The sequence below is a fragment of the Campylobacter sp. JMF_15 NE4 genome (genome assembly GCF_027737645.1).
Taxonomy (GTDB): domain Bacteria; phylum Campylobacterota; class Campylobacteria; order Campylobacterales; family Campylobacteraceae; genus Campylobacter_B.
In genome coordinates this window covers 90,440-111,486 of the sequence record NZ_JAOVTY010000002.1, presented here as the reverse complement: position 1 = coordinate 111,486, position 21,047 = coordinate 90,440, and the positions used below count along the sequence as shown (strand labels likewise).

Below are 21,047 nucleotides of genomic sequence, written 5' to 3'. Positions count from 1 at the left end.
TATTTTTTAAAAAAATTTTAAAGAAAATGTATTTAAGGTATCAAAATTACGCCAAATTTTGCCCTAAAAAACTTAAATTCTTTAAATTTTACTTAAATTCAGTTTTTTATAAGGTTATTTCTGTAAAATCCCATTTTTCAAAATTTTTAAGAAGGCGGAAATCATGACAGAAATTACAAAGCCTAGCGAAGTCAAACGCGACTGGGTTGTTATTGATGCAACCAACAAAAGATTCGGTAGAATGCTAACCGAAGTCGCAGTTTTATTGCGCGGCAAACACAAACCATGCTACACACCAAATGTTGATTGTGGCGATTATGTCATTATCGTAAATGCTTCAAAAGCAGTTTTTACAGGTGCAAACAAAGGCGAGGATAAGCTATATCATAGCTATTCAGGGTATTTTGGAAGTCTAAAAAGCGTTAAATTTGAGGATATGTTGAAAAACAATCCTGCTAAATTATACAAACTTGCAGTTCGCGGTATGCTTCCTAAAACAAAACTAGGTAAAGCAATGATTAAAAAGCTTTTCGTTTATGAGGGTAGCGAGCACCCACATACAGCGCAAACAACAAGTAAAGGAAAATAATTATGGCAACAATTTACGCAACAGGCAAAAGAAAAACAGCCGTAGCTAAGGTATGGTTAAAACCAGGTAGCGGTAAAATGGTTGTAAATGGTATGGACCTAAATACTTGGCTTGGCGGTCACGAAGCTATTAAATTAAAGGTTATTCAACCGCTTTTAGTTACAAAACAAGAGACATCTATGGATATCACTGCTCAAACACTAGGCGGTGGCTATTCAGCTCAGGCAGAGGCGTTGCGCCACGGTATTTCACGCGCACTAGCAGCTATGGATAAGGATTTCAGAGCCGCTCTAAAACCAAAAGGTCTTTTAACTCGCGATTCTCGCTCAGTAGAAAGAAAGAAATTTGGTCGCAGAAAAGCGCGCAGAAGCCCACAATTCTCAAAAAGATAATAGGGTTTTGGCTGTTATTTTTCAATGTTTTTTAAACTTAATTGGAAAATTTTAAAAAATTTTAAAAAAAGATTTACTATAATTAAAAGTTTTAAATTCATTTCGAAAGGATGTTTAATGAAAAAAGTTTTACTTGCACTAAGCTTGTGTGCATCAAGTGCATTACTTGCAACAGATGCGGATTATCACTGGGAGATCACTCCTACAATCGGTGGCATGACTCACGAAGGTAATATGGATTTGGATTCAAATTTCATGGCAGGTCTTCGCCTAGCTAAAAACCTTCAAGATTCATTTATCGATCAAATCGAGTTAGGTTTTGACTATTCTCGCGATATCGGTTTAGAAGACCTTGCTCACAGAAATGGTGGCAAAGAGCCAAACGCTAAATACTACCACATCAATTTGGTAAAAGATTTAGTAAATTTCACTGACAACTTCAAACTATATGGCTTAACTGGTGTTGGTTATATGGATTATAGCAAAGATGTATTCAATGACGGCGACCAAGACAGCGGTTTCTGGCAATATGGTCTAGGTATGAAATACTACATCACAAGAAACTTCGCTACAAAACTTGAAGCAAGAGACGCTATCAGATTCGAAGACGGCAACCATGTTCTATTCTACACACTTGGCTTCGCTGTTGATTTCGGTAAAAGATTCGCTGACGCTGCAACTGGCTGCGTAGATTCAGACAATGACGGCGTATGCGATGATATGGACAGATGCCCAGGCACAGCTGCTGGTGTAGTTGTAGATGAATACGGCTGCGAAAAAGTAATCAGACTAAACCTAGGCGTAAATTTCGCTACTGATAGCTCAAAAATTTCAGATGAATACATGAGTGAAATCAAAAATGTAAGCGATTACCTAAATGAGCACTCAGATTACAGCGTAATCCTAGAAGGCCACACAGATAGCACTGGTTCAGATGCTTACAACCAAAAACTATCTGAGAGAAGAGCAGCTGCTGTTGCTGGCGCATTGCAAAACTTCGGCGTTGATGCTGCTAGAATTTCTAGCGTAGGCTATGGCGAGTCTCAACCAATCGCTACAAACGCTACAAAAGAAGGCCGCGCTCAAAACAGACGCGTTGATGCTAAATTTAGAAAATAATCTTTCTAAAAATTTTAAGCGGGGCTTAGGCTCCGCTTTTTTTATTTACAAAAATGCAGAAATTTAACACTACAATTTTATTTGATTTAGACGGGACTTTGATAGATTCGACCTCTGCGATTTTGGAGGGTTTTGCTTATGCTTTTTCTAAAATGGGCGAGGCTTGCCCAGATGATGAAGCGATTAAAAAACTAATCGGCTATCCGCTCGATGAAATTTTCGCTGGACTTGGTGTAGTGGGCGATACGAGCGAATATGTAAGGCTCTACAAAGAAAAATATGTCAAAATTTATCTAGATCAAACCACGCTTTTGCAGAGTGCTTACGAAGCTGTGGAATTTGGTGCTAAATTTGCAAATTTAGGCGTGGTTACCACGAAAACATCGAAATTCTCTAAACTCTTGCTAGACAAACTTGGCGTTGGTGAGTTTTTCAGCGTGATAATCGGCAGAGAAGATGTAGAGCATGTCAAACCGCACGCCGAACCTATCATAAACGCGATGAAGGGATTAGGCTTGCCTGTGGATAAAAGCGTTTTTATGGTGGGCGATACGAAGCTAGACGCACTAGCTGCGAGCAACGCCGGAGCGCGTAGCGTGGGTGTAATGTGTGGGTATGGCGATGAGGCGCAGCTTAGAAAGCACTGCGAGTTTGTCTGCGAAAACGCTTATGCGGCGGTGAGTTTAATCAAACAAAATTTATAATTCCCCTTGGGCTATCGTCTAATGGCAGGACAACGAACTCTGGATTCGTGAATATAGGTTCGACCCCTATTAGCCCATCCAAAATTTTAAATTTTTTCAAAATTCACAAAAAACTAAAAATTCACTTTTTTTGTTATAATTCCGCCTTATTAAATTTTTTAAATTTGGAGATTTATGTGAAAAAGATAATTTTAATACTATTGATATTTTTGACACCATTTATAATAGGACAAATTTTTCTAAATGCCGGCCAAAGCGATAAAGAGTTGATAAATTCGCCAGAACTAGATGATAAAACAAACGAGCAAATGCAAATTTTAGCAAAATTCGTAGATTATCGCCGAACTTGGAATTACGCCAAACACGATAAATTGAAACAAAAACTCGACAATAAGGAAATAACTGTTGCCGAATTTGAAGAAGCTATAAAAGATTTAAAGATAAAAACTACAAAAGATTATTATGATAATCTTGGCATTTTTAGCAAAATCGAGCTGTCAAAACACGCTAATTTTATGGTTAGCTCTGCCGTTAGGCAAGATGATATAAAAGAACTTCCAAGCGAAATTTGTATGCTTGAAAATTTAGAAGAAATCGATGTAGAAGGCACAGGTATCACCGACCTGCCACCTTGCGTGATAAATTTAACCAAGATTGAAAGGCTAAATTTCGGTAAAACTTACATAAAAGAAATCCCCGAAACCATAAGCAAAATTCCAAATCTAAAACGCCTATCTTTGCGAACTTCGAAGCTGGAAAGATTGGGAAATCATATATCAAATTTAAAAAATTTAGAAGAGCTAGACATTTCGCAAACAGCGATTTCTGAAATACCACCGCAAATCGAAAATCTTGTGAGTCTAAAAGAAATTTATTGCTACAACTGCGACAATCTAAACTCACTGCCAAAAGAGCTTGCAAATTTGCAAAATTTGGAAGTTTTGTTTTTGATGAATTTAACTATTAAGGATTTTCCAGATGAACTTCTAAATTCAAAAAGTCTAAAATCGCTCGATTTAAGCTTTGAAAATTTTCCGCAAAATTTTGCAAATTTGCAAAGCTTAGAAGCATTGAGTATAAGAAAAATAAATAAGGAAAATTTGGACGAAATTTTAAAATTGAAGAATTTAAAAATCCTAGATATAGCAGGAAATATTACCGCTATACCCGATGAAATCGGCAATCTAGACAAACTTGAAGAATTTTATTATAGACATGGGGGTTTAGAAACAATCTCACCAAAAATCGCAAATCTAAAAAATCTAAAAGAGCTTTCGATTTATGGTAACAAAAAACTATCACAGTTACCAGAAAATTTGGGCGATTTGGAGAATTTAGAAAGCCTACAAATAAGCGATACAAATATAACTAAACTGCCACAAAGCATGGTAAATTTAAAAAAATTAGATGAATTATGGATTTCAAATACGGGGATTAACGAACTTCCAAGCGGATTTGGGAATTTAGAAAATTTAAGAGAACTAGGTATAGATAACACCAAAATAACCGAATTTCCAAATGGTTTTGAGAATTTAGGGAAATTAGAGCAACTATATTTCAAAAACACGCCAATTAAAAATCAAGAAATTTTATCAAAAATGCCGAATTTAAGGATTATTGAGAAATAAATCAATTTCTACGATTTAATTCATCATATACAAATTCAATCAAAACTTCTTGTAACCTTGAAATTTGGCGAATTTGCGTTCGCCAAATTTTGCTAAATTTTATTTGATTTTTTCCTTGCCTTTGTATGTGGCGACGACCTTTGTGGTGCCGTCTTTTTTGATTGCGATGACATCGTAAATCTCAGGCTCGGCGCCCACTTCCATACCAGGGCTTTCTAGCGGCATGGCAGGAACTGCGATTCCTACAATATCGCTTGGTTTTTGATTTAGGATTATGCGGATTTCGCCTGCTGGGACATGGCCTTCGACGACATAGCCATCAATCAGCGCAGTGTGGCAGCTAGCAAGCTCCAACGGGACTTTTTCGTCGTATTTTTTTTGGATAAAAGCTTCATCGTCTAGGTAGATGTGTTTGGTCTCAAAGCCATTTTCGCGCAGATAAGCCGACCATTTGTGGCAGCACTCGCAGGTTAGTCCCTGATAAATTTCGATGAAATTACTAGCGTGCAAATTCGTGCAAAATACGCCAAAAAGCGCTGTGGAGAGTAAAATTTTATTCATTATAAATCCTTTGATTACAAAAATTGTGGCGATTATATGACAAAAGATTAAATTTTAAAAATTCCTTGCCAAATTTGGCAAGGAAGGTGGATTATAAGCATTTTGAGATTGCTGATGAGATCGCAGATTTAGGGACATAACCCTCAGAATCGCTAGTCAAAGAGACATCACAACCTGGTTTGTAGTTTTTCCAAGTGTAGATATTGCCGTTGTTTGCGGTAGTGCGGATAGAATCTGGCTGTTTATTCCACGCTGAAATTACTTGGTTGATATGAAAAGCATCGCTTTTATTGACTACGGCATCGGTTGTGCTTGCATCTGGTAGGTTTTCTTCGACCATTTCTACGGTGTCGTTTGAGACCTCTTGGACTTTGTCTGTCACGCCACTTATGCTTGGCTCATTTGCTGGGGCAGTGGTTTGAGAAGCGCTTTGAGTGCGTGCGCCGGTTGGTTGGTTGGCTATATTCCAGTTAGAACAGCCTGTGAAAATAGCGGATAAAAGGATTATCGCAGCTAATTTTTTCATCTAAATTCTCCTAAAATAAATTCACGCTGATAGTATCACATTTATGTTTAGTTTAAAATTAAAACTGCAAATATCTTAAATTTTATTATGCGTTTCAGTAGGAATTTATGAAATTTAAGATAAAATCCCAAGTTTATTACCAAATCGGGCTATTAAATTTTGCAATGCAAATGCCCTTTTGGCTACCAAATTTTTAAGGAGCTTTGATGTATGCAATCATCAAACACGGCGGCAAGCAATATAGAGTAGAAGAGGGAAACTACCTAAATCTAGATCATTTTGCAGCAGAGCCAAAAAGTAAAGTCGAACTTAGCGAAGTTTTAGCGCTAAATGACGGCGAGTTAAAGGTAGGTGCGCCATTTGTTAAGGGTGCAAAGGTGGTTTTAGAGGTCGTTACAGAAGGTAAAGACAAAAAAGTCGTAATCTACAAAAAACGCAGAAGAAAAGACTCAAAATTAAAACGCGGTTTCAGACGCCAATACACTCGCGTCAAAGTTGTCGCAATCAACGCATAAAGGATAGCTAATGGCACACAAAAAAGGTCAAGGTTCAACCCAAAATAACCGTGATAGTATCGGACGCCGCTTAGGTGTGAAAAAATTCGGTGGCGAGTTTGTTAGAGCTGGCAATATCATCATCCGCCAAAGAGGCACTGCAACTCACCCAGGTAGCAATGTAGGTCTTGGCAACGATCACACAATCTTCGCTCTAATCGACGGCGTAGTAAAATTCGAGCGCAAAGACAAAAATCGCAAACAAGTATCAGTTTATCCTGTTGCGTAATTTTAGGGGCATTTCGCCCCTTTTCTTCTTAAAATTTCCACTTTAAAAAGTATTTTTAACCGATTTGGCTATAATTGCCGTTTTTAAATTTAAGGATTGTTATGTTTATAGATAGTGCAAAATTTAGTGTAACTTCCGGCAAGGGCGGAGCAGGGTGTGTAAGTTTCAGACGCGAAAAATTTGTCATTTTAGGCGGACCTGACGGCGGAGACGGCGGAGCAGGTGGCGATGTATTTTTTAAAGTAGATAAAAACTCCCATACTCTCTCATTTTACAAAGGCAAACGCGCTTTCAAAGCCCAAAATGGCGCGCCTGGCGAGGGTCGCAAAAAAACTGGCAAAAGCGGCGAGGATCTATATCTCATAGTGCCACCCGGAACGGCGGTGTATGACGATGATAGTGGTGAGCTTTTGCTTGATTTGACGATTGACGGGCAAACAGAGCTGTTTTTAAAGGGCGGCAAAGGGGGCCTTGGAAATGTGCATTTCAAAAACTCCGTAAATCAGCGCCCTGAATACGCCCAACCAGGGCTTCCTGGCGAGGCTAAAAATGTGCGATTAGAGCTAAAACTCATCGCAGATGTCGGACTCGTAGGTTTCCCAAATGTCGGCAAATCCACGCTAATCTCTGTCGTTTCAAACGCCAAACCCGAAATCGCAAACTACGAATTTACCACAATCACGCCAAAGCTTGGCATGGTTAGCGTAGATGAGTTTAGTAATTTCGTCATCGCTGATATCCCTGGTATCATCGAGGGGGCAAGCGACGGCAAGGGGCTTGGGCTAAAATTTTTGCGCCATATTGAGAGAACTAAAATTTTGCTTTTTATGCTTGATCTTGCAAATTATCGAAGCCTAGGCGAGCAATACCGCGCACTTCGCGCCGAGCTTGAAAAATTCTCGCCAGATCTCGCAAAACGCGCCTTTGCGATTGCGCTTACGAAATTTGACGCATGCGAAAATTTTGAGGAAAAATGCGATGAATTTTTACGCGAATTTGGATATGAAAAAAGGCAAGATTACGAAATGTTTGGCAAGCTCGATGAGAGCAAACCAGCCTTTGTTATGGGGATTTCAAGCGTTACAGGCGCAGGTATAAACGAACTAAAATTTGAGTTATTTAAACTTGTGAAAAAAGGCGAAAAATGAGAATAGTTTTTATGGGCACGCCAGAGTATGCGACGACGATTTTAAGGGCATTGGCGGCTAAATTTGAGATTGTGGGGATATTTTGTCAGCCAGATCGCCCTGTGGGTAGAAAACAAATTTTAACCCCGCCAAGCGCGAAAATCTGGGCGCAGGAAAATTTGAAAAGCGTGCCGATTTTTCAGCCAAATAGATTGCGCGAGGGCGATAATGAGCGCATTATCAGGGAGCTTGCGCCCGATTTTATCGTCGTGGCAGCGTATGGTCAAATTTTGCCAAAAGGGATTTTAGAGATTGCGCCGTGTATAAATTTGCACGCTTCTATTTTGCCAAAATTCCGTGGCGCTAGCCCTATCCAAAGCGCGATTTTAGCGGGTGAAGCGCAAACTGGCGTAACGGCAATGCTCATGGACGAGGGGTTAGATACCGGCGATATGCTGGGTTTTGCCCGCACTTCGTGCGAGGGCAAAATGGCTAGCGAGCTTTTTAGTGAGCTTGGCGAGTTAGCAGGTGAGCTCATTGTCAAAGTTTTGCAAAATTTCACCCAAATTTCGCCGATTAAACAAAATTCCGCCCTTGCATCGCATTGTAAAAAAATCCTTAAATCTGACGGCCTTGTGGATTTTAGTGAGAGTGCAAGCGAGATTTATAATAAATTTCGCGCCCTAACTCCGTGGCCCGGAATTTACACTGCCTCGGGGCTTAAAATTTTAAATTTAGAGCTAGCGCAGGATTTCAAAGACAAAGAATTTGATAAATTTGGCCAAATTTTAAGTATCCAAAAAGACGGATTTTGCCTTTCTTGCAAAAGAGGCGCGATTAAAATTTTATCTTTGCAAGAACCAAGCAAAAAGCCCATAAGTGCGAGTGATTTTATAAATGGCAAACGCCTGGGTGTGGGCGAGTTTTTATGCAGATAGAATTTGCTGGGATTTTGCCCTCGACGCAAAGTGAATTAATCGAAAGATTGAAAAACGGAAGCGTTCGCACACCCTTTTGTCTAGTGGCGCAGGCGCAAAGTAGTGGTCTGGGCTCGCGCGGAAATGGCTGGGAGAGTGCAAGCGGAAATTTGGCGTTTTCGTTTTGCGTGGAGATTGGCGATTTGCCCCAGGGTGTGCCACTTCAATCGAGCAGCATTTATTTTGCGATGATAATGAGAGAATTTCTTGCTTCGTGCGGTTCTGAAATTTGGCTTAAATGGCCAAACGATTTTTACATAAATGATCGCAAAATCGGTGGAATTTTGACAAATAAAATAAAAAATATCCTAGTTTGTGGCATAGGTATAAACCTAGTTAGCGCACCCGAATTTGCGGATATTTTAGACATAAAAATCACTCCAAAAGACGCTGTGGAGGGGTTTTTAAATTTATACAAAAATAAAATCTCGTGGAAGCAAATTTTTAGTAAATTTTCGTTACAATTTCGCCTGTCTCAAAATTTTTGCGCTCATATCGAGGGCGAAAAGGTCCCACTCTCGCAAGCGAGGCTCTGCGACGACGGGGCGATAATAATAAATAAAAAGAGGATTTATAGTTTAAGATGAGCGAGATAATAACGATTGCAAACCAAAAAGGCGGTGTAGGCAAGACAACCACAGCGATAAATTTAAGCGCGTCGCTTGCGATGAAAAAAAAGCGAGTGCTTCTAATCGATGTTGATCCGCAGGCAAACGCCACGACTGGGCTTGGGTTTAACAGAAGCGATTTTGAGTTTAATATCTACCATGTCTTAACTGGTCGCAAAAAACTCTCCGAAGTCATACAAAAAACACAAATGGAGTATATGGATCTAGCCCCTTCAAATATCGGCCTAGTTGGTATCGAGCGCGAAAGTGCTGACGAGGCTGATTTCAAACTAATCCTAAAAAACAAAATCGAAGAGATAAAAGATATATATGATTATATCATTATCGATTCACCGCCTACGCTTGGCAGTATCACGGTAAATGCCCTAGCGGCTAGTAATAGCGTGATAATCCCGATTCAGTGCGAATTTTACGCATTAGAGGGTGTCGCACTCGTGCTAAATACCATAAAAATCGTCAAACAAACTATAAATAAAAATTTGCAAATCAGGGGCTTTTTGCCGACAATGTATTCTGCGCAAAACAACCTTGCCAAGGAAACCGTGGCGAATTTGCAAGAGTATTTTGGCGAAAAGCTATTTTACATCGGCAAGGATAAAAACCTTGTCGTAATCCCACGCAATGTAAAACTCGCCGAAAGCCCAAGCTTTGGCAAACCGGTAATTTTATATGATAAAAAATCGGCCGGTTCGCTAGCGTATCAGGATTTAGCAAAAGCAGTAATGGAGAAAAGATGAGCAAGGTCAAAAAAAGTGTGTTAGGACGGGGTTTAGGCAGTATTTTAGAAGATGTCGAAAAGGCATACACAAAAGAGCTAGAAGATGGACAATCTGAAAATTTAGTCATCGAAATCGATGTGGATAAAATTTCGCCAAATCCATATCAACCAAGGCTAAATTTCAACGAAGAAGCACTTCGCGAACTAAGCGAGAGTATCCTTAGACACGGCCTTATCCAGCCAATCGTAGTCATCGAAAAAAATGGCGCCTATGTCCTAATCGCCGGCGAGAGAAGACTAAGAGCAACCAAGTTAGCAGGTCTAGACAAAATCAAAGCCGTCGTAGCGGACCTTGGTTCGCAAAACATGCGCGAACTAGCCCTAATCGAAAATATCCAAAGGGAGAATTTAAACCCAATCGAGCTAGCCAAATCATACCGCGAACTAATCGAAGAGTATAAAATCACACAAGAAGAGTTAGCCGATATCATCAAAAAATCCCGCACGCAAATCACAAACACTATGCGTTTGCTAAATTTATCAGCCCCGCTCCAAGATGCTTTGCGCACAGAAAAAATCAGCCAAGGTCATGCTAAGGTCATCGTAGGTCTTAGCGAAGATGAGCAAATTTTGGTTTTAAATACAATCACTGGGCAAAAACTCAGCGTCAGAGAGACCGAGGATTTGATCAAAAAGCTAAAAAGCAAAGAAAATGTCAAAACTGCAAACAACCATAAAGAATTCCAAACCTTTAAGCCAGAACTTATGAAGCTGAAAGAAAAATTAAACAAATTTGGAAAAATCAGCGTGAAAGATAAGAAAATTCTCATAGAATTTAGCGAAATTTCACAAATTTCAGACTTTATGAAACAGATAGGTTAAAATTATATTAAATTTTAATCTTAATTATTGTAATATCCCAAGTTTATATAAAATTTAGCCAAGGAGGTGTAATGCTAGAAATTAGTGTATCTGCAATGCTGACGACAATCATTGTGTTTTTAGCTCTAATAGCATTTTTAAATACCAAGCTTTACAAACCGCTTCTTGCGCACATGGAAGCGCGCGAAAAAGCGATTAGAGAAGATGAGGAAAATGCTAGAAAAAACGCACAAGATGTCGATTCTAACAAAGCAGAGATAGCAAAGGTTCTTGACGCTGCGAGGGTCGAGGCAAGTAAAATTAAGCAAGAAGCGGTAGATAGCGCAAAAGAGGTTGCTAGCAAAGAAATTGCTGAGCAAAAAGCTAAATTAGAGGCCGATTTTGCGAAATTTAGCGAAAGCTTAAACGAGCAAAAAGCAAGCTTAAAAAGTGATTTGAGTGCGAAAATCCCTGATTTCAAAGACGAAATCAAATCTGCACTTTCAAGAATTTAAGGAGTCGGCGTGAAAAAATATCTAATTTTCCTTATTTTGCCACTTATCTCGCTAGCTAGCGGACATGACGGCCCCAAAGACTACGATATAGTATGGAGAACGATAAATTTCGTATTGTTTTTCGGCATTTTATATTACCTTCTAAAAGGCCCTGCAAAAGACGCTTTCAAAGCCAGAATCGATAGTATCGCTAAACGCCTTGAAACAAATCAAAGAATTTTAAAAGAATCAAATGAGAAAAAAGAACAAGCAAAAAAAGATTTAGAAGAGGCAAAAGCCCAAGGCGCATCTTTGATCGAAACTGCTAAAAAAGAGGCTGTTTTTGCGGCTGATAAAGTAAAAGCAATGAGCGAGCAAGAGATTAAAAATTTAAACAAATCTTTCGCTGAGCAAAAAGATTTCGAAACACGCCGTATCGAAAAAGAGGTCGTAAATGAAATCTTAGATGAGGTTTTTGCAAAAGATACTATGGAATTCAAGCAAGACAAGCTTCTTGATATCATTGAGAAAAAGGCTGTGTGATGATAGATAATACGGCGAAAAAATATGTAAGCGCACTGATTAAAACTTATAAAAAAGACGAATTAGGCGCTGTTTTAGGCACATTGGAGACTATCTCATCTGCGTTTAAGGTTTCAAAATTTGGCGATATTATAAAATCTCCAACAATCAAAGACGCTGATAAAGTGAATTTAATACTTTCTTTTATCAAAGATCCAAGCGATAAAATCGTAAATTTCATCAAATTTCTTGCCAAAAACAGAAGAATTGGTTTGATTCCTCAAATCACAGATGATTTGCGTAAAAATATCTCTGCTATGGATAACAAATTCCACGGCAAAATTTACTCAAATCAAGATATTAGCGAGGATAAAATCAAAGATTTGCAAGGCAAAATTTCAAAGAAATTTAACGCCGAAATTTTACTCGAACTAGTCAAATGCGACTACGAGGGTATCAAAATCGAGGTCGAGGATTTGGGATTTGAGATTAGTTTTTCAATCGATAGATTGAAACAAAAAATGAGTGAATATATTTTAAAAGCAATTTAATAAGGAGTAAAGTGTGGGTGCGAAAATTAAAGCAGACGAAATTAGTAGCATAATTAAAGAGCGAATTGAAAGCTTTGATCTTAGCGTTGATGTCGAAGAGACAGGTAAAGTCGTATCTGTCGCGGATGGCGTTGCTAATGTTTATGGCCTAAAAAATGTTATGGCTAATGAAATGGTTGAGTTTGAAAACGGCTCTCGCGGTATTGCGCTGAATTTGGAAGAAAGCAGTGTCGGTGTCGTTATTTTGGGCGATACAAGCGGTATCAATGAAGGAAGTAGCGCAAAAAGACTTGGCAAACTTTTGCGTGTTCCAGTAGGCGACGCGCTAATCGGACGCGTTGTAAATGCCCTTGGCGAGCCGATTGACGGCAAAGGCCCAATCGATACAAATACAACAAGATTCGTTGAAGAAAAAGCAAAAGGCATTATGGCTAGAAAATCAGTTCATGAGCCACTTCAAACAGGTCTTAAAGCGATCGACGCCCTTGTTCCAATCGGTAGAGGTCAAAGAGAGCTAATCATCGGCGATAGACAAACAGGTAAAACAACCGTTGCGGTGGATACTATCATCAACCAAAAAGGTCAAGATGTCGTTTGTATCTATGTCGCTATCGGTCAAAAACAATCAACCGTAGCGCAAGTCGTTAAAAAACTAGAAGAATACGGCGCTATGGAATATACTATCGTAGTTTCAGCTGGTGCTAGCGAGGCCGCTGCGCTTCAATACCTAGCCCCATATTCAGGCTGCACAATGGGCGAGTATTTCAGAGATAACTCACGCCATGCTTTGATTATTTATGATGATTTAAGCAAACACGCTGTTGCTTACCGCGAAATGTCATTGATTTTAAGAAGACCACCAGGTCGCGAGGCTTATCCGGGCGATGTTTTCTATCTACACTCTCGCTTACTTGAAAGGGCTAGTAAGCTAAGTGATGCGCTAGGTGCTGGTAGCTTAACAGCGCTTCCTATTATCGAAACACAAGCAGGCGATGTTTCAGCATATATCCCTACAAATGTTATTTCGATTACTGACGGACAAATTTTCCTTGAATCTGGTCTATTTAACTCAGGTATCCGCCCTGCGATCAATGTTGGTCTCTCAGTTAGCCGCGTTGGTGGTTCAGCACAAATCAAAGCGATTAAAAAAGTTTCAGGCACACTTCGCCTAGACCTTGCTCAATACCGTGAACTTCAAGCGTTTGCACAATTTGCAAGCGATTTGGACGAAAGCAGTAGAAAACAACTAGACCGCGGTCAAAGAATGGTTGAAATCCTAAAACAACCACCTTACAGCCCGCTTCCAGTTGAAAATCAAATCGTCATTATTTTTGCAGGTAGCAAGGGATATTTAGACGATGTCGCACCAAGCGCAATCGGCAAATTTGAAGCCGAGCTTTATCCATTTATCGAGGCTAAATACCCTGAAATTTTCGAGCAAATCAGAACCAAAAAGACTTTGGAAAAAGATTTAGAAGAGAATTTGGCAAAAGCATTAAATGACTTTAAAGCGACATTTTCGGCATAATAAGGCTAAAAAATGGCAAATTTAAAAGATATTAAGTTAAAGATAAAAAGCGTAAAAAATACAGAAAAAACAACAAAAGCTATGAAGCTTGTTTCTAATGTAAAGCTTAAAAATACCAAAGAAGCTGCTATGCGCTCTCGTGCTTATGCCGTGAAGATTAACGATGTTCTTGGCGAAATTTCAGCACGAATCAAAGACTATGTAGCCGCTAGCGTAGGTGATGATGATAAGCTAAAAATTTTTAACACAAGCAGAGAAGTCAAAGTTGTTGATTTGCTTTTTATCACAGCAGATAAGGGACTTTGTGGTGGTTTTAATATCAATACCATTAAACAAGTAAAAGCCCTAATCGAAGAGTATAAAGCGAAAAATGTAAAAGTTCGCCTAAGAGCTGTGGGTAAAAAAGGTATCGAGTATTTTAACTTCCAAGGTGTCGAGCTTTTAGAAAGATATGTTGGCGTGAGCTCATCGCCAAATCCTGAGAAGGCTAATGATATCGTAAATGCTGCGGTTGCTGATTTTAGAGAGGGCAAAACTGATAAAATCGTTCTTATCCACAATGGATATTTGAATATGATTTCGCAAGAAATGAGAGTTTCTACCCTCGTGCCTATCGGACAGCCAGAGATAGATGAGAGTGCTTTTAAAACTGGTTCTGTAATGGAAGTAGAAGTTCAGTATCCAGAAGATGAAGAAATTTTGATGATGAATTTGGTGCAAAGCTATTTGAGTTATAGTATGTATTATGCTCTGATAGATTCACTTGCAGCAGAACATTGTTCTAGAATGAATGCTATGGAAAACGCGACAAACAACGCAAAAGAGCGTGTCGCTCAGCTAAATTTGGCATATAATAAAGCTAGACAAAGTTCTATTACTACTGAGCTGATAGAGATTATCAGTGGCGTAGAATCAATGAAATAATAAATGAAAGGAGAATTAATGAAGGGAATAATTTCTCAGGTAATGGGTCCTGTCGTTGATGTCGATTTCAATGACTACTTACCTAAAATTAACGAAGCTATCGAAGTCAAATACGATGTCGAAGGCGAATCAAAAAGATTAATTTTAGAAGTTGCAGCTCACTTAGGTGATAACCGCGTAAGAACAATCGCTATGGATATGAGTGATGGTTTGCGCCGTGGTTTGGAGGCCGTGGCGCTTGGTGCGCCTATTAGCGTTCCAGTTGGCGAAAAAGTTTTGGGTAGAATTTTTAATGTTACAGGCGATTTGATTGATGAGGGTGAAGAGGAAAATTTCGAAACTCGCTGGTCAATCCACAGAGATCCGCCAAGCTTTGAAAATCAAAGCACAAAAAGCGAAATTTTCGAAACCGGTATCAAAGTCGTAGATTTGCTAGCCCCTTATGCAAAAGGTGGAAAAGTTGGTCTATTTGGCGGTGCCGGTGTTGGTAAAACCGTTATTATTATGGAACTAATCCACAATGTTGCTTTCAAACACAGCGGTTACTCTGTATTTGCGGGTGTTGGCGAGCGAACAAGAGAGGGAAATGACCTTTATAACGAAATGAAGGAATCGGGCGTTTTGGATAAAGTTGCCTTAACCTATGGTCAAATGAACGAACCACCAGGAGCAAGAAACCGTATCGCTTTGACTGGTCTTACAATGGCTGAGTATTTCCGTGATGAGCTAGGATTAGATGTTTTGATGTTTATCGATAACATTTTTAGATTTTCTCAATCAGGTTCAGAAATGTCAGCGCTTCTAGGACGAATTCCAAGTGCCGTTGGTTACCAACCGACTTTGGCTAGCGAAATGGGAAAACTTCAAGAGCGTATTACATCGACTAAAAAAGGCTCAATTACATCAGTTCAAGCTGTTTATGTTCCGGCTGATGACTTAACAGACCCTGCTCCTGCAACGGTTTTTGCTCACCTTGATGCTACAACCGTTCTAAACAGAGCGATTGCAGAAAAAGGAATTTATCCTGCGGTTGATCCACTTGATTCAACTTCAAGAATGCTTGATCCTCAAATCATCGGTGAAGAGCATTATAAAGTAGCTCGTGGCGTTCAAGCTGTGCTTCAAAAATACAAAGATTTGCAAGATATTATCGCGATTTTAGGTATGGACGAGCTTAGCGAAGAGGATAAACTTGTGGTTGATAGAGCTAGAAAGGTCGAGCGTTATCTTTCACAACCTTTCTTTGTCGCCGAAGTTTTCACAGGAAGCCCTGGTAAATATATCAGCCTTGAAGAGACTATCGCTGGATTTAAGGGAATTTTAGAGGGTAAATATGATGATTTACCTGAAAATGCTTTCTATATGGTAGGAAATATTGACGAGGTAGTGGCAAAAGCCGAAAAAATGAAGGCATAGGAATCTGCTATGAATAAATTTTTACTATTAGAAATCGTTACGCCAGAGGGTTTGGTATTCTCTGGCGAAGTTGCGTCTGTCCAACTTCCAGGTCAAACTGGCGAACTTGGCGTTTTGCCTGGACACTCTACCTTGCTGACTGGTCTGAAAAACGGCAACGAGGGTGGTATCGTTGAGATTGTAGATAAAGAGGGTAAAAAGCAATTAGTCATAGTAAATGGTGGATTTTTAAAAGTCGATGAGGAAAAAACCACTATTTTGGCAACTCAGGCTGTGGCGATAGGCGGTGATAGCGAAAATGCTGTCGCAAAATCGTTGCAAAAAGCCAAAGAATTGCTAAATTCTATCAGCACAGATACTATGGCTACCTCTGCTATCATGGCCAGAGTTGATGAATTTGCAAGGCAAAAATAAGTATGTTGGATCTTATTTTAAGTTATTTTACAAGAAGCACATTTATTACGATATTTGTGCTTTCTTGGCTTTCGATATATTTTATAGTTACATTTACCATTTTAATTTCGCGCTACGCAGGGCTTAGTGCATGGCAAGTCAAAGAAACAAAGGCGCTAGAATCGCTTTTAATGGGTGGCAAGATTGCACTTTCTGGATCGATTTTTCAAAAAATTACTCCCGAGCGAACGACCAAAGAGGCCCTAAATGTCTATAAAAGCAAGGCTGAGCGCGACGCTACTAGTGGGCTAACTTGGCTTTCCATCATCGCTTCGACATCGCCTTTTATAGGGCTTTTTGGAACGGTTGTTAGTATTTTGGATACCTTTTCAAAGCTAGGGGGCGGAAATTCAGGAATAGATACTATCGCACCAGCTATTAGCGAGGCTTTGGTTGCGACAGGTTGTGGAATTTTCGTCGCTATTCCTGCATATACTTTTGCTTTACTTATTAAGCGTAAAGCTTATGAGGTTACAAGCATTATAAACCGCACATCTGATATCTTGCTTCATAAAGCAGGCGCAAAGTAGAGTTGTATGTATAATTTCGATGAAAATCCCGAATTAAATATAACTCCGCTTGTCGATATTATGCTTGTGTTGCTTGCCATTTTAATGGTGGCGCAAACCGCGATTATTTATGATGAGAGAATCGAGCTTCCAAGCGGTTCGAAATCGGCTTCATCGCAAAATACAGCCGAATTTATGCTCGTGCGCGTGGATGCAGATAGTAAAATTTATATCGACACTAGCACTATGAGTTTGGCTGAATTTCCGGATAATTTGCAACTCATTAAAAGCAGTGGCAAATACGCTGTGGATAAGCCAGTTTATATCCAAGCCGATAAAAAAATCATTTATGATAATGTAATGTTTGTTTTAAAGACGCTAAAACAAGCTGGTTTTAATAAGGTTGTGCTTCAAACAAATGGCTAGATATTCAAATTTCACCGGGGTTAGATATGATAATTTTAGATCATTTCTAATCGCTTTGGCTCTGTATTTTAGCTTGCTTGCTATTTTTCTTTATCAAATTTCAGAATACAAAAACAAAGCGAAAAAATACACCGATGATTTAGGCGCGATTATGGATATCGCAATCCCAATAGATTTTGACGATTCGCCGATACCAACAGCCCCAAATATCGCCGAAGAGGACAAAGAGGGCGACCAACACGAGCAAGAAGAAAAGCCAGTCGAAGAAGAAACTCTAAAAACTACGACTGAGGTTACTACCCCACCTCCACCACCTGCGTCAAAACCAGAGCCGGCAAAAGAGGAAGTAAAAAAAGAAGAGCCAAAACCAGAGCCAGAACCCGAGCCAATCCCAGAGAAAAAGCCAGAAGAGCCAAAGCCAAAAGAGGAGGCTAAAAAAGAGCCTGAGCCAAATTTGAACGATCTGTTTTCTGATACTACGAAAGATAACAAAAAGCTAAGCGAGAGTGTTTCTAAAAACGACGCTGTGCAAAGTAGCAAAAAATCAGACAAACAAACTCAAACAAAGGCAAAAAAACAGGCGACTTCTCGCAATGCACTGGTAAAATCAAATGTTGTAACTGGTAAAACTCAACTTACCGGCGAATACGACGCATACCGTGGCAAGATAAACAAAATCCTCCAACGCCTTTGGAGCAAATACGCAACCACCGTCAATGACGATTCTACCGTCGTTGTAACCTTTGGCGGGGACGGCAGGATTAGCGATTATCAGATCAAAAGACTTGGAGCAAATACCGAATTTAACCAAAAACTAAGAGATTTCCTAGGAAATTTGGAAATGCAAAATTTCCCAAAATCGCCTGACGGAAAGCCTTTTATTTATGAGATAAATTTAAACGATGTAGTTAGAAATAAATTTTAATTTACAAATTTTTACTACAATTGCATTTTTTTAAAATTTTGCAAGGAGAGATAATGAAAAATTTAATGTTGATTTTTGCATTTTGTATGGCTGTTTTTGCGGCAGATGCGACGACTACGATTACAAACGAGGGCGTAAGCCTGCCAAGAATTGTCGTTCAAAATGCATCAAATCTTTCAAACGCTGAGTTTAACAACAAATTTTTTAAACTCATGGTAGGGGATTTAAAGGTTGGCGCTACTTTCGATGTTAGCGACGAGTATTTGGTGAGCGATTATAACGGGGACGCTAATTCAAATTTGGGCGAGCTAGGGGCTGCGCTTATCGTAAGATACGCAGTTAGCGACAAAACATCGCCTATGAATTTAAAGGCCAAAGTCATCGAAGCTGGGACTGGCAGAGTAATGTATGAGAAAAGTTTTTCTCTCTCAAACGCCGAGAAATACCCATTTTTGGCTCACATGGCAGTTTCTGAAATCGTAAAAGAGCTAGGATATTCTGATGTGGATTGGATGAAAGAGATGATTTTGCTCTCTCGATATACTTCGACAAAAGAGAGTGAGATTATGGTGGCTGATTATACGCTGACATACCAAAAGGTAGTTTTGCGTGGCGGATTAAACATCTTCCCTAAATGGGCAAGCGCAGCACAAAATGAGTTTTATTATACTTACTATGTGAATCAAAATACCCCTGCGATTTATAAATACAACCTTTCAAACGGCTCAAAAAGTAAAATTTTCACAGGTAAAGGTATGACAATCGTAGGCGATGTAAGCTCTGATGGTCGCAAACTTCTAATCACAAACGCACCAAAAGACCAACCAGATATTTATCTATACGATATAGGCTCAGGTTCAGCTAGACAGATTACAGATTATCCTGGAATTGATGTAAATGGAAATTTCATCGACGGCGATTCTAGGGTGGCTTTCGTAAGCGATAGACTTGGGTATCCAAATATTTTTGCCACTAGCATAAATGGCGGAAATGTAACACAAATGGTATATCACGGCAAAAATAACAACTCAATTAGCACAAATGGAAATTACATAGTCTATTCTAGTCGCGACGGATCTGGTAGCTTTAATATCTATATGATCTCAACTCAAACAGATATGATTCGCCAGCTAACATCTGGTGGCAAAAATATGTTCCCTAGATTTTCTAGCGACGGTGGCAGTGTTATGTATATCAAACAAGCAGGCGGTGGAAGTTCAGTAGGAATTATCCGTGTAAATGAGAATAAAAGTTTTCAATTTCCATTAAAAATCGGTCAAATTCAATCGGTTGATTGGTAATTTTAAATATTTTTATGCTATAATCTTGTAATTTTTTTTGAAAGGATAAGTATGAAACATTTAGTTTTAACTTCAGTTGCAGTTGCTGCTCTACTTTTGAGCGGTTGTTCTAAAAAGAATCCAGAGGTAGATTCAAATTTAAGCGATGCTGACAGATTGGCTGCATTAGCTGCTCAAATTCAAAGCGAAGTTGGCAATGTATATTTTGATTTCGATAGATTTAATATCCGCGCTGATCAACAAGGTACAATCAACAACAACGCAGCTTTATTCAACCAAGCTGGCGCAGAGGCTTTAACTGTTAAAGTTGAAGGTAACTGCGATGAGTGGGGCACAGATGAATACAACTACGCTCTTGGTCTAAAAAGAGCAAAAGCTGCAAAAGATGCATTGGTTGCACAAGGCGTAAATGGCGACAGACTATCAGTTGTTAGCTACGGCGAGAGCAACACAGTATGCAAAAATGGCACAAAAGAGTGCGACGCTCAAAACAGACGCGACGAATTCAAAGTAGGTTTCTAATTTGAGTTTCAAATCAAATTTAGCTGTGGCGCTTCTTGGCGTTACAGCTTTTTTACATGCAGAAGTTTCGGCATTTGATGCTGGCAATATCGGTTCAGATAGCTCTTATGGTCTGACAGAAAACGAGCAATTCCTACGCGACAATCGTAAAAAAGTAAATGATATGCAAAACAACCTAAATAGTGTTAATGAAAACATGGAGGGTTTGCGCACTGTCGTAGAAGGAGCTAATGAAAAAGTTTCAAATTTAGAAAGCAGAGTGGCTGATTTGGAAATTCGCACGACTGGTCGCAGTAACGGCAGTAGCGAGCTAGATCAGATGAAAAAAGATATCGCATGGCTAAAATCTCAAATTTCTGAAATTAATGCAAAGCTTGGAAATTCAAGCGTAAAAAAAAACGCTGAAATAAGCAAAAATACTGGCGCTCAAAGTGCCAAGGGCGCTAGTGCAACTACTACAAATAAATCAAATTTTAGCGCCAAAGACAATGCTTCAATCGCAAAAGAGGCAGAGGAATTATTTAAGAAAAAAGACTATGCAGGCGCCAAAGAGCGCTACGCTTACCTTGCTAGCAAAAATTATCAACCAGCAAGATCAAATTATATGTTAGGCGAAGTGGCGTATTTTTCGGGCTCTTACGGGGACGCGATTAATTACTACAAAAAGAGCATTTCGCACAATCAAAAACAAGACTACACGCCAAGACTTTTATATCACACGGCAATTAGCTTCGATAAAATCGGGGATAGCGCAAGCGGAACGAAATTTTACAACGCTCTAAAATCATCTTACCCTGATTCAAAAGAGGCCAAAGCTGCACCAACACGCTAAAATCAAAATTTGATAAATTTTAATTTAAGG

At 39.3% G+C, this 21,047-nt stretch carries 27 protein-coding genes and 1 tRNA gene; 26 read left to right on the top strand and 2 right to left on the bottom strand.

Annotated features, from left to right (window positions below; all coding sequences use genetic code 11):
- Positions 1–163 precede the first annotated feature (163 nt).
- The 6 genes from rplM to OFN98_RS04835 all read left to right on the top strand — a co-directional run bounded on the left by rplM (position 164) and on the right by OFN98_RS04835 (position 4,432).
- Entirely contained in the window at positions 164–589 is a 426-nt protein-coding gene (gene rplM, locus OFN98_RS04860) for a 50S ribosomal protein L13 (protein ID WP_270868454.1), read from the top strand.
- A 2-nt stretch (positions 590–591) separates the two neighbouring features.
- The gene (rpsI, locus tag OFN98_RS04855; protein WP_270858389.1) at positions 592–981 is read left to right on the top strand and encodes a 30S ribosomal protein S9; all 390 of its coding nucleotides are present in this window, start codon (positions 592–594) and stop codon (positions 979–981) included.
- A 117-nt stretch (positions 982–1,098) separates the two neighbouring features.
- Positions 1,099–2,100 carry an OmpA family protein gene (locus OFN98_RS04850; RefSeq protein ID WP_270865880.1) on the top strand — a complete coding sequence of 334 codons (1,002 nt, stop codon included), beginning with the start codon at positions 1,099–1,101 and terminating at the stop codon, positions 2,098–2,100.
- Positions 2,101–2,153: 53 nt separating this feature from the next.
- Positions 2,154–2,804, top strand: a complete 651-nt coding sequence (locus tag OFN98_RS04845) for an HAD family hydrolase (RefSeq protein WP_270858387.1) — start codon at positions 2,154–2,156, stop codon at positions 2,802–2,804.
- A 7-nt stretch (positions 2,805–2,811) separates the two neighbouring features.
- Positions 2,812–2,885, top strand: a tRNA-Gln gene (locus tag OFN98_RS04840).
- A gap of 95 nt (positions 2,886–2,980) precedes the next feature.
- Positions 2,981–4,432, top strand: coding sequence for a leucine-rich repeat domain-containing protein (locus OFN98_RS04835; RefSeq protein WP_270876632.1), 1,452 nt, complete (start codon positions 2,981–2,983; stop codon positions 4,430–4,432).
- A 99-nt stretch (positions 4,433–4,531) separates the two neighbouring features.
- Here OFN98_RS04835 and OFN98_RS04830 read toward each other — a convergent pair whose 3' ends face one another.
- Positions 4,532–4,993, bottom strand: a complete 462-nt coding sequence (locus tag OFN98_RS04830) for a DUF411 domain-containing protein (RefSeq protein WP_270874246.1) — start codon at positions 4,991–4,993, stop codon at positions 4,532–4,534.
- Positions 4,994–5,084: 91 nt separating this feature from the next.
- Positions 5,085–5,519 carry a hypothetical protein gene (locus OFN98_RS04825; protein WP_270858384.1) on the bottom strand — a complete coding sequence of 145 codons (435 nt, stop codon included), beginning with the start codon at positions 5,517–5,519 and terminating at the stop codon, positions 5,085–5,087.
- Positions 5,520–5,725: 206 nt separating this feature from the next.
- On the opposite strand from OFN98_RS04825, the gene rplU reads away from it, so the two are divergent.
- From rplU to OFN98_RS04725, 20 genes are all read left to right on the top strand, one after another.
- A complete protein-coding gene (gene rplU / locus OFN98_RS04820; protein ID WP_270858383.1) occupies positions 5,726–6,034 on the top strand; it encodes a 50S ribosomal protein L21 in 309 nt (102 codons plus the stop codon).
- Positions 6,035–6,044: 10 nt separating this feature from the next.
- Entirely contained in the window at positions 6,045–6,302 is a 258-nt protein-coding gene (rpmA, locus tag OFN98_RS04815; RefSeq protein WP_270858382.1) for a 50S ribosomal protein L27, read from the top strand.
- A 101-nt stretch (positions 6,303–6,403) separates the two neighbouring features.
- On the top strand, positions 6,404–7,450 hold the full coding sequence (obgE, locus tag OFN98_RS04810) for a GTPase ObgE (protein WP_270874245.1): 1,047 nt from the start codon (positions 6,404–6,406) through the stop codon (positions 7,448–7,450).
- Positions 7,447–8,367 carry a methionyl-tRNA formyltransferase gene (gene fmt / locus OFN98_RS04805; RefSeq protein WP_270874244.1) on the top strand — a complete coding sequence of 307 codons (921 nt, stop codon included), beginning with the start codon at positions 7,447–7,449 and terminating at the stop codon, positions 8,365–8,367. The genes obgE and fmt overlap by 4 nt, the downstream gene beginning before the upstream one ends.
- Positions 8,358–8,993 (top strand): biotin--[acetyl-CoA-carboxylase] ligase, encoded by a 636-nt coding sequence (locus OFN98_RS04800; protein ID WP_270874243.1) that lies wholly within the window; start codon positions 8,358–8,360, stop codon positions 8,991–8,993. Before fmt ends, OFN98_RS04800 begins: the two co-directional genes overlap by 10 nt.
- Positions 8,990–9,772 (top strand): ParA family protein, encoded by a 783-nt coding sequence (locus OFN98_RS04795; protein WP_270858378.1) that lies wholly within the window; start codon positions 8,990–8,992, stop codon positions 9,770–9,772. Before OFN98_RS04800 ends, OFN98_RS04795 begins: the two co-directional genes overlap by 4 nt.
- Positions 9,769–10,635 carry a ParB/RepB/Spo0J family partition protein gene (locus OFN98_RS04790; protein ID WP_270874242.1) on the top strand — a complete coding sequence of 289 codons (867 nt, stop codon included), beginning with the start codon at positions 9,769–9,771 and terminating at the stop codon, positions 10,633–10,635. Before OFN98_RS04795 ends, OFN98_RS04790 begins: the two co-directional genes overlap by 4 nt.
- 71 nt (positions 10,636–10,706) lie before the next feature.
- On the top strand, positions 10,707–11,129 hold the full coding sequence (locus OFN98_RS04785; RefSeq protein WP_270874241.1) for a F0F1 ATP synthase subunit B family protein: 423 nt from the start codon (positions 10,707–10,709) through the stop codon (positions 11,127–11,129).
- Between the two features lie 9 nt (positions 11,130–11,138).
- Positions 11,139–11,651 (top strand): F0F1 ATP synthase subunit B, encoded by a 513-nt coding sequence (locus OFN98_RS04780; protein WP_270858375.1) that lies wholly within the window; start codon positions 11,139–11,141, stop codon positions 11,649–11,651.
- Positions 11,651–12,181: a F0F1 ATP synthase subunit delta gene (locus OFN98_RS04775; RefSeq protein ID WP_270858374.1), complete on the top strand. Its 531-nt coding sequence runs from the start codon at positions 11,651–11,653 to the stop codon at positions 12,179–12,181. Before OFN98_RS04780 ends, OFN98_RS04775 begins: the two co-directional genes overlap by 1 nt.
- A gap of 13 nt (positions 12,182–12,194) precedes the next feature.
- Positions 12,195–13,709: a F0F1 ATP synthase subunit alpha gene (gene atpA, locus OFN98_RS04770; RefSeq protein ID WP_270858373.1), complete on the top strand. Its 1,515-nt coding sequence runs from the start codon at positions 12,195–12,197 to the stop codon at positions 13,707–13,709.
- A gap of 12 nt (positions 13,710–13,721) precedes the next feature.
- On the top strand, positions 13,722–14,633 hold the full coding sequence (gene atpG / locus OFN98_RS04765; protein ID WP_270858372.1) for an ATP synthase F1 subunit gamma: 912 nt from the start codon (positions 13,722–13,724) through the stop codon (positions 14,631–14,633).
- An 18-nt stretch (positions 14,634–14,651) separates the two neighbouring features.
- Positions 14,652–16,049, top strand: a complete 1,398-nt coding sequence (gene atpD / locus OFN98_RS04760) for a F0F1 ATP synthase subunit beta (protein ID WP_270858371.1) — start codon at positions 14,652–14,654, stop codon at positions 16,047–16,049.
- A 9-nt stretch (positions 16,050–16,058) separates the two neighbouring features.
- Positions 16,059–16,463 carry an ATP synthase F1 subunit epsilon gene (gene atpC / locus OFN98_RS04755; RefSeq protein ID WP_270858370.1) on the top strand — a complete coding sequence of 135 codons (405 nt, stop codon included), beginning with the start codon at positions 16,059–16,061 and terminating at the stop codon, positions 16,461–16,463.
- A 2-nt stretch (positions 16,464–16,465) separates the two neighbouring features.
- Positions 16,466–17,032: a MotA/TolQ/ExbB proton channel family protein gene (locus OFN98_RS04750; protein WP_270862173.1), complete on the top strand. Its 567-nt coding sequence runs from the start codon at positions 16,466–16,468 to the stop codon at positions 17,030–17,032.
- 6 nt (positions 17,033–17,038) lie between these two features.
- Positions 17,039–17,437 carry an ExbD/TolR family protein gene (locus tag OFN98_RS04745; RefSeq protein ID WP_270858368.1) on the top strand — a complete coding sequence of 133 codons (399 nt, stop codon included), beginning with the start codon at positions 17,039–17,041 and terminating at the stop codon, positions 17,435–17,437.
- Complete coding sequence (locus OFN98_RS04740; protein ID WP_270874240.1) at positions 17,430–18,362, top strand: TonB C-terminal domain-containing protein; 933 nt, start codon at positions 17,430–17,432, stop codon at positions 18,360–18,362. The genes OFN98_RS04745 and OFN98_RS04740 overlap by 8 nt, the downstream gene beginning before the upstream one ends.
- A 53-nt stretch (positions 18,363–18,415) precedes the next feature.
- Positions 18,416–19,663 (top strand): Tol-Pal system protein TolB, encoded by a 1,248-nt coding sequence (gene tolB / locus OFN98_RS04735; protein ID WP_270862171.1) that lies wholly within the window; start codon positions 18,416–18,418, stop codon positions 19,661–19,663.
- 51 nt (positions 19,664–19,714) lie between these two features.
- On the top strand, positions 19,715–20,185 hold the full coding sequence (locus OFN98_RS04730; protein ID WP_270858365.1) for an OmpA family protein: 471 nt from the start codon (positions 19,715–19,717) through the stop codon (positions 20,183–20,185).
- Position 20,186: 1 nt separating this feature from the next.
- Complete coding sequence (locus tag OFN98_RS04725) at positions 20,187–21,017, top strand: hypothetical protein (RefSeq protein WP_270858364.1); 831 nt, start codon at positions 20,187–20,189, stop codon at positions 21,015–21,017.
- Positions 21,018–21,047: the final 30 nt, after the last annotated feature.

Excerpts from the sequence above, each read along its gene's own strand:
- rpsI (WP_270858389.1), top strand. The coding sequence starts at position 592 with ATGGCAACAATTTACGCAACAGGCAAAAGAAAAACAGCCGTAGCTAAG.
- OFN98_RS04800 (WP_270874243.1), top strand. The coding sequence starts at position 8,358 with ATGCAGATAGAATTTGCTGGGATTTTGCCCTCGACGCAAAGTGAATTA.
- atpC (WP_270858370.1), top strand. The coding sequence starts at position 16,059 with ATGAATAAATTTTTACTATTAGAAATCGTTACGCCAGAGGGTTTGGTA.
- rpmA (WP_270858382.1), top strand. The coding sequence starts at position 6,045 with ATGGCACACAAAAAAGGTCAAGGTTCAACCCAAAATAACCGTGATAGT.
- OFN98_RS04795 (WP_270858378.1), top strand. The coding sequence starts at position 8,990 with ATGAGCGAGATAATAACGATTGCAAACCAAAAAGGCGGTGTAGGCAAG.
- OFN98_RS04825 (WP_270858384.1), bottom strand. The coding sequence starts at position 5,519 with ATGAAAAAATTAGCTGCGATAATCCTTTTATCCGCTATTTTCACAGGC.
- OFN98_RS04745 (WP_270858368.1), top strand. The coding sequence starts at position 17,039 with ATGTATAATTTCGATGAAAATCCCGAATTAAATATAACTCCGCTTGTC.
- OFN98_RS04775 (WP_270858374.1), top strand. The coding sequence starts at position 11,651 with ATGATAGATAATACGGCGAAAAAATATGTAAGCGCACTGATTAAAACT.
- obgE (WP_270874245.1), top strand. The coding sequence starts at position 6,404 with ATGTTTATAGATAGTGCAAAATTTAGTGTAACTTCCGGCAAGGGCGGA.
- OFN98_RS04790 (WP_270874242.1), top strand. The coding sequence starts at position 9,769 with ATGAGCAAGGTCAAAAAAAGTGTGTTAGGACGGGGTTTAGGCAGTATT.
- rplM (WP_270868454.1), top strand. The coding sequence starts at position 164 with ATGACAGAAATTACAAAGCCTAGCGAAGTCAAACGCGACTGGGTTGTT.
- fmt (WP_270874244.1), top strand. The coding sequence starts at position 7,447 with ATGAGAATAGTTTTTATGGGCACGCCAGAGTATGCGACGACGATTTTA.
- OFN98_RS04730 (WP_270858365.1), top strand. The coding sequence starts at position 19,715 with ATGAAACATTTAGTTTTAACTTCAGTTGCAGTTGCTGCTCTACTTTTG.
- atpD (WP_270858371.1), top strand. The coding sequence starts at position 14,652 with ATGAAGGGAATAATTTCTCAGGTAATGGGTCCTGTCGTTGATGTCGAT.
- atpG (WP_270858372.1), top strand. The coding sequence starts at position 13,722 with ATGGCAAATTTAAAAGATATTAAGTTAAAGATAAAAAGCGTAAAAAAT.
- OFN98_RS04750 (WP_270862173.1), top strand. The coding sequence starts at position 16,466 with ATGTTGGATCTTATTTTAAGTTATTTTACAAGAAGCACATTTATTACG.
- OFN98_RS04785 (WP_270874241.1), top strand. The coding sequence starts at position 10,707 with ATGCTAGAAATTAGTGTATCTGCAATGCTGACGACAATCATTGTGTTT.
- OFN98_RS04850 (WP_270865880.1), top strand. The coding sequence starts at position 1,099 with ATGAAAAAAGTTTTACTTGCACTAAGCTTGTGTGCATCAAGTGCATTA.
- OFN98_RS04830 (WP_270874246.1), bottom strand. The coding sequence starts at position 4,993 with ATGAATAAAATTTTACTCTCCACAGCGCTTTTTGGCGTATTTTGCACG.
- OFN98_RS04845 (WP_270858387.1), top strand. The coding sequence starts at position 2,154 with ATGCAGAAATTTAACACTACAATTTTATTTGATTTAGACGGGACTTTG.
- OFN98_RS04740 (WP_270874240.1), top strand. The coding sequence starts at position 17,430 with ATGGCTAGATATTCAAATTTCACCGGGGTTAGATATGATAATTTTAGA.
- rplU (WP_270858383.1), top strand. The coding sequence starts at position 5,726 with ATGTATGCAATCATCAAACACGGCGGCAAGCAATATAGAGTAGAAGAG.
- tolB (WP_270862171.1), top strand. The coding sequence starts at position 18,416 with ATGAAAAATTTAATGTTGATTTTTGCATTTTGTATGGCTGTTTTTGCG.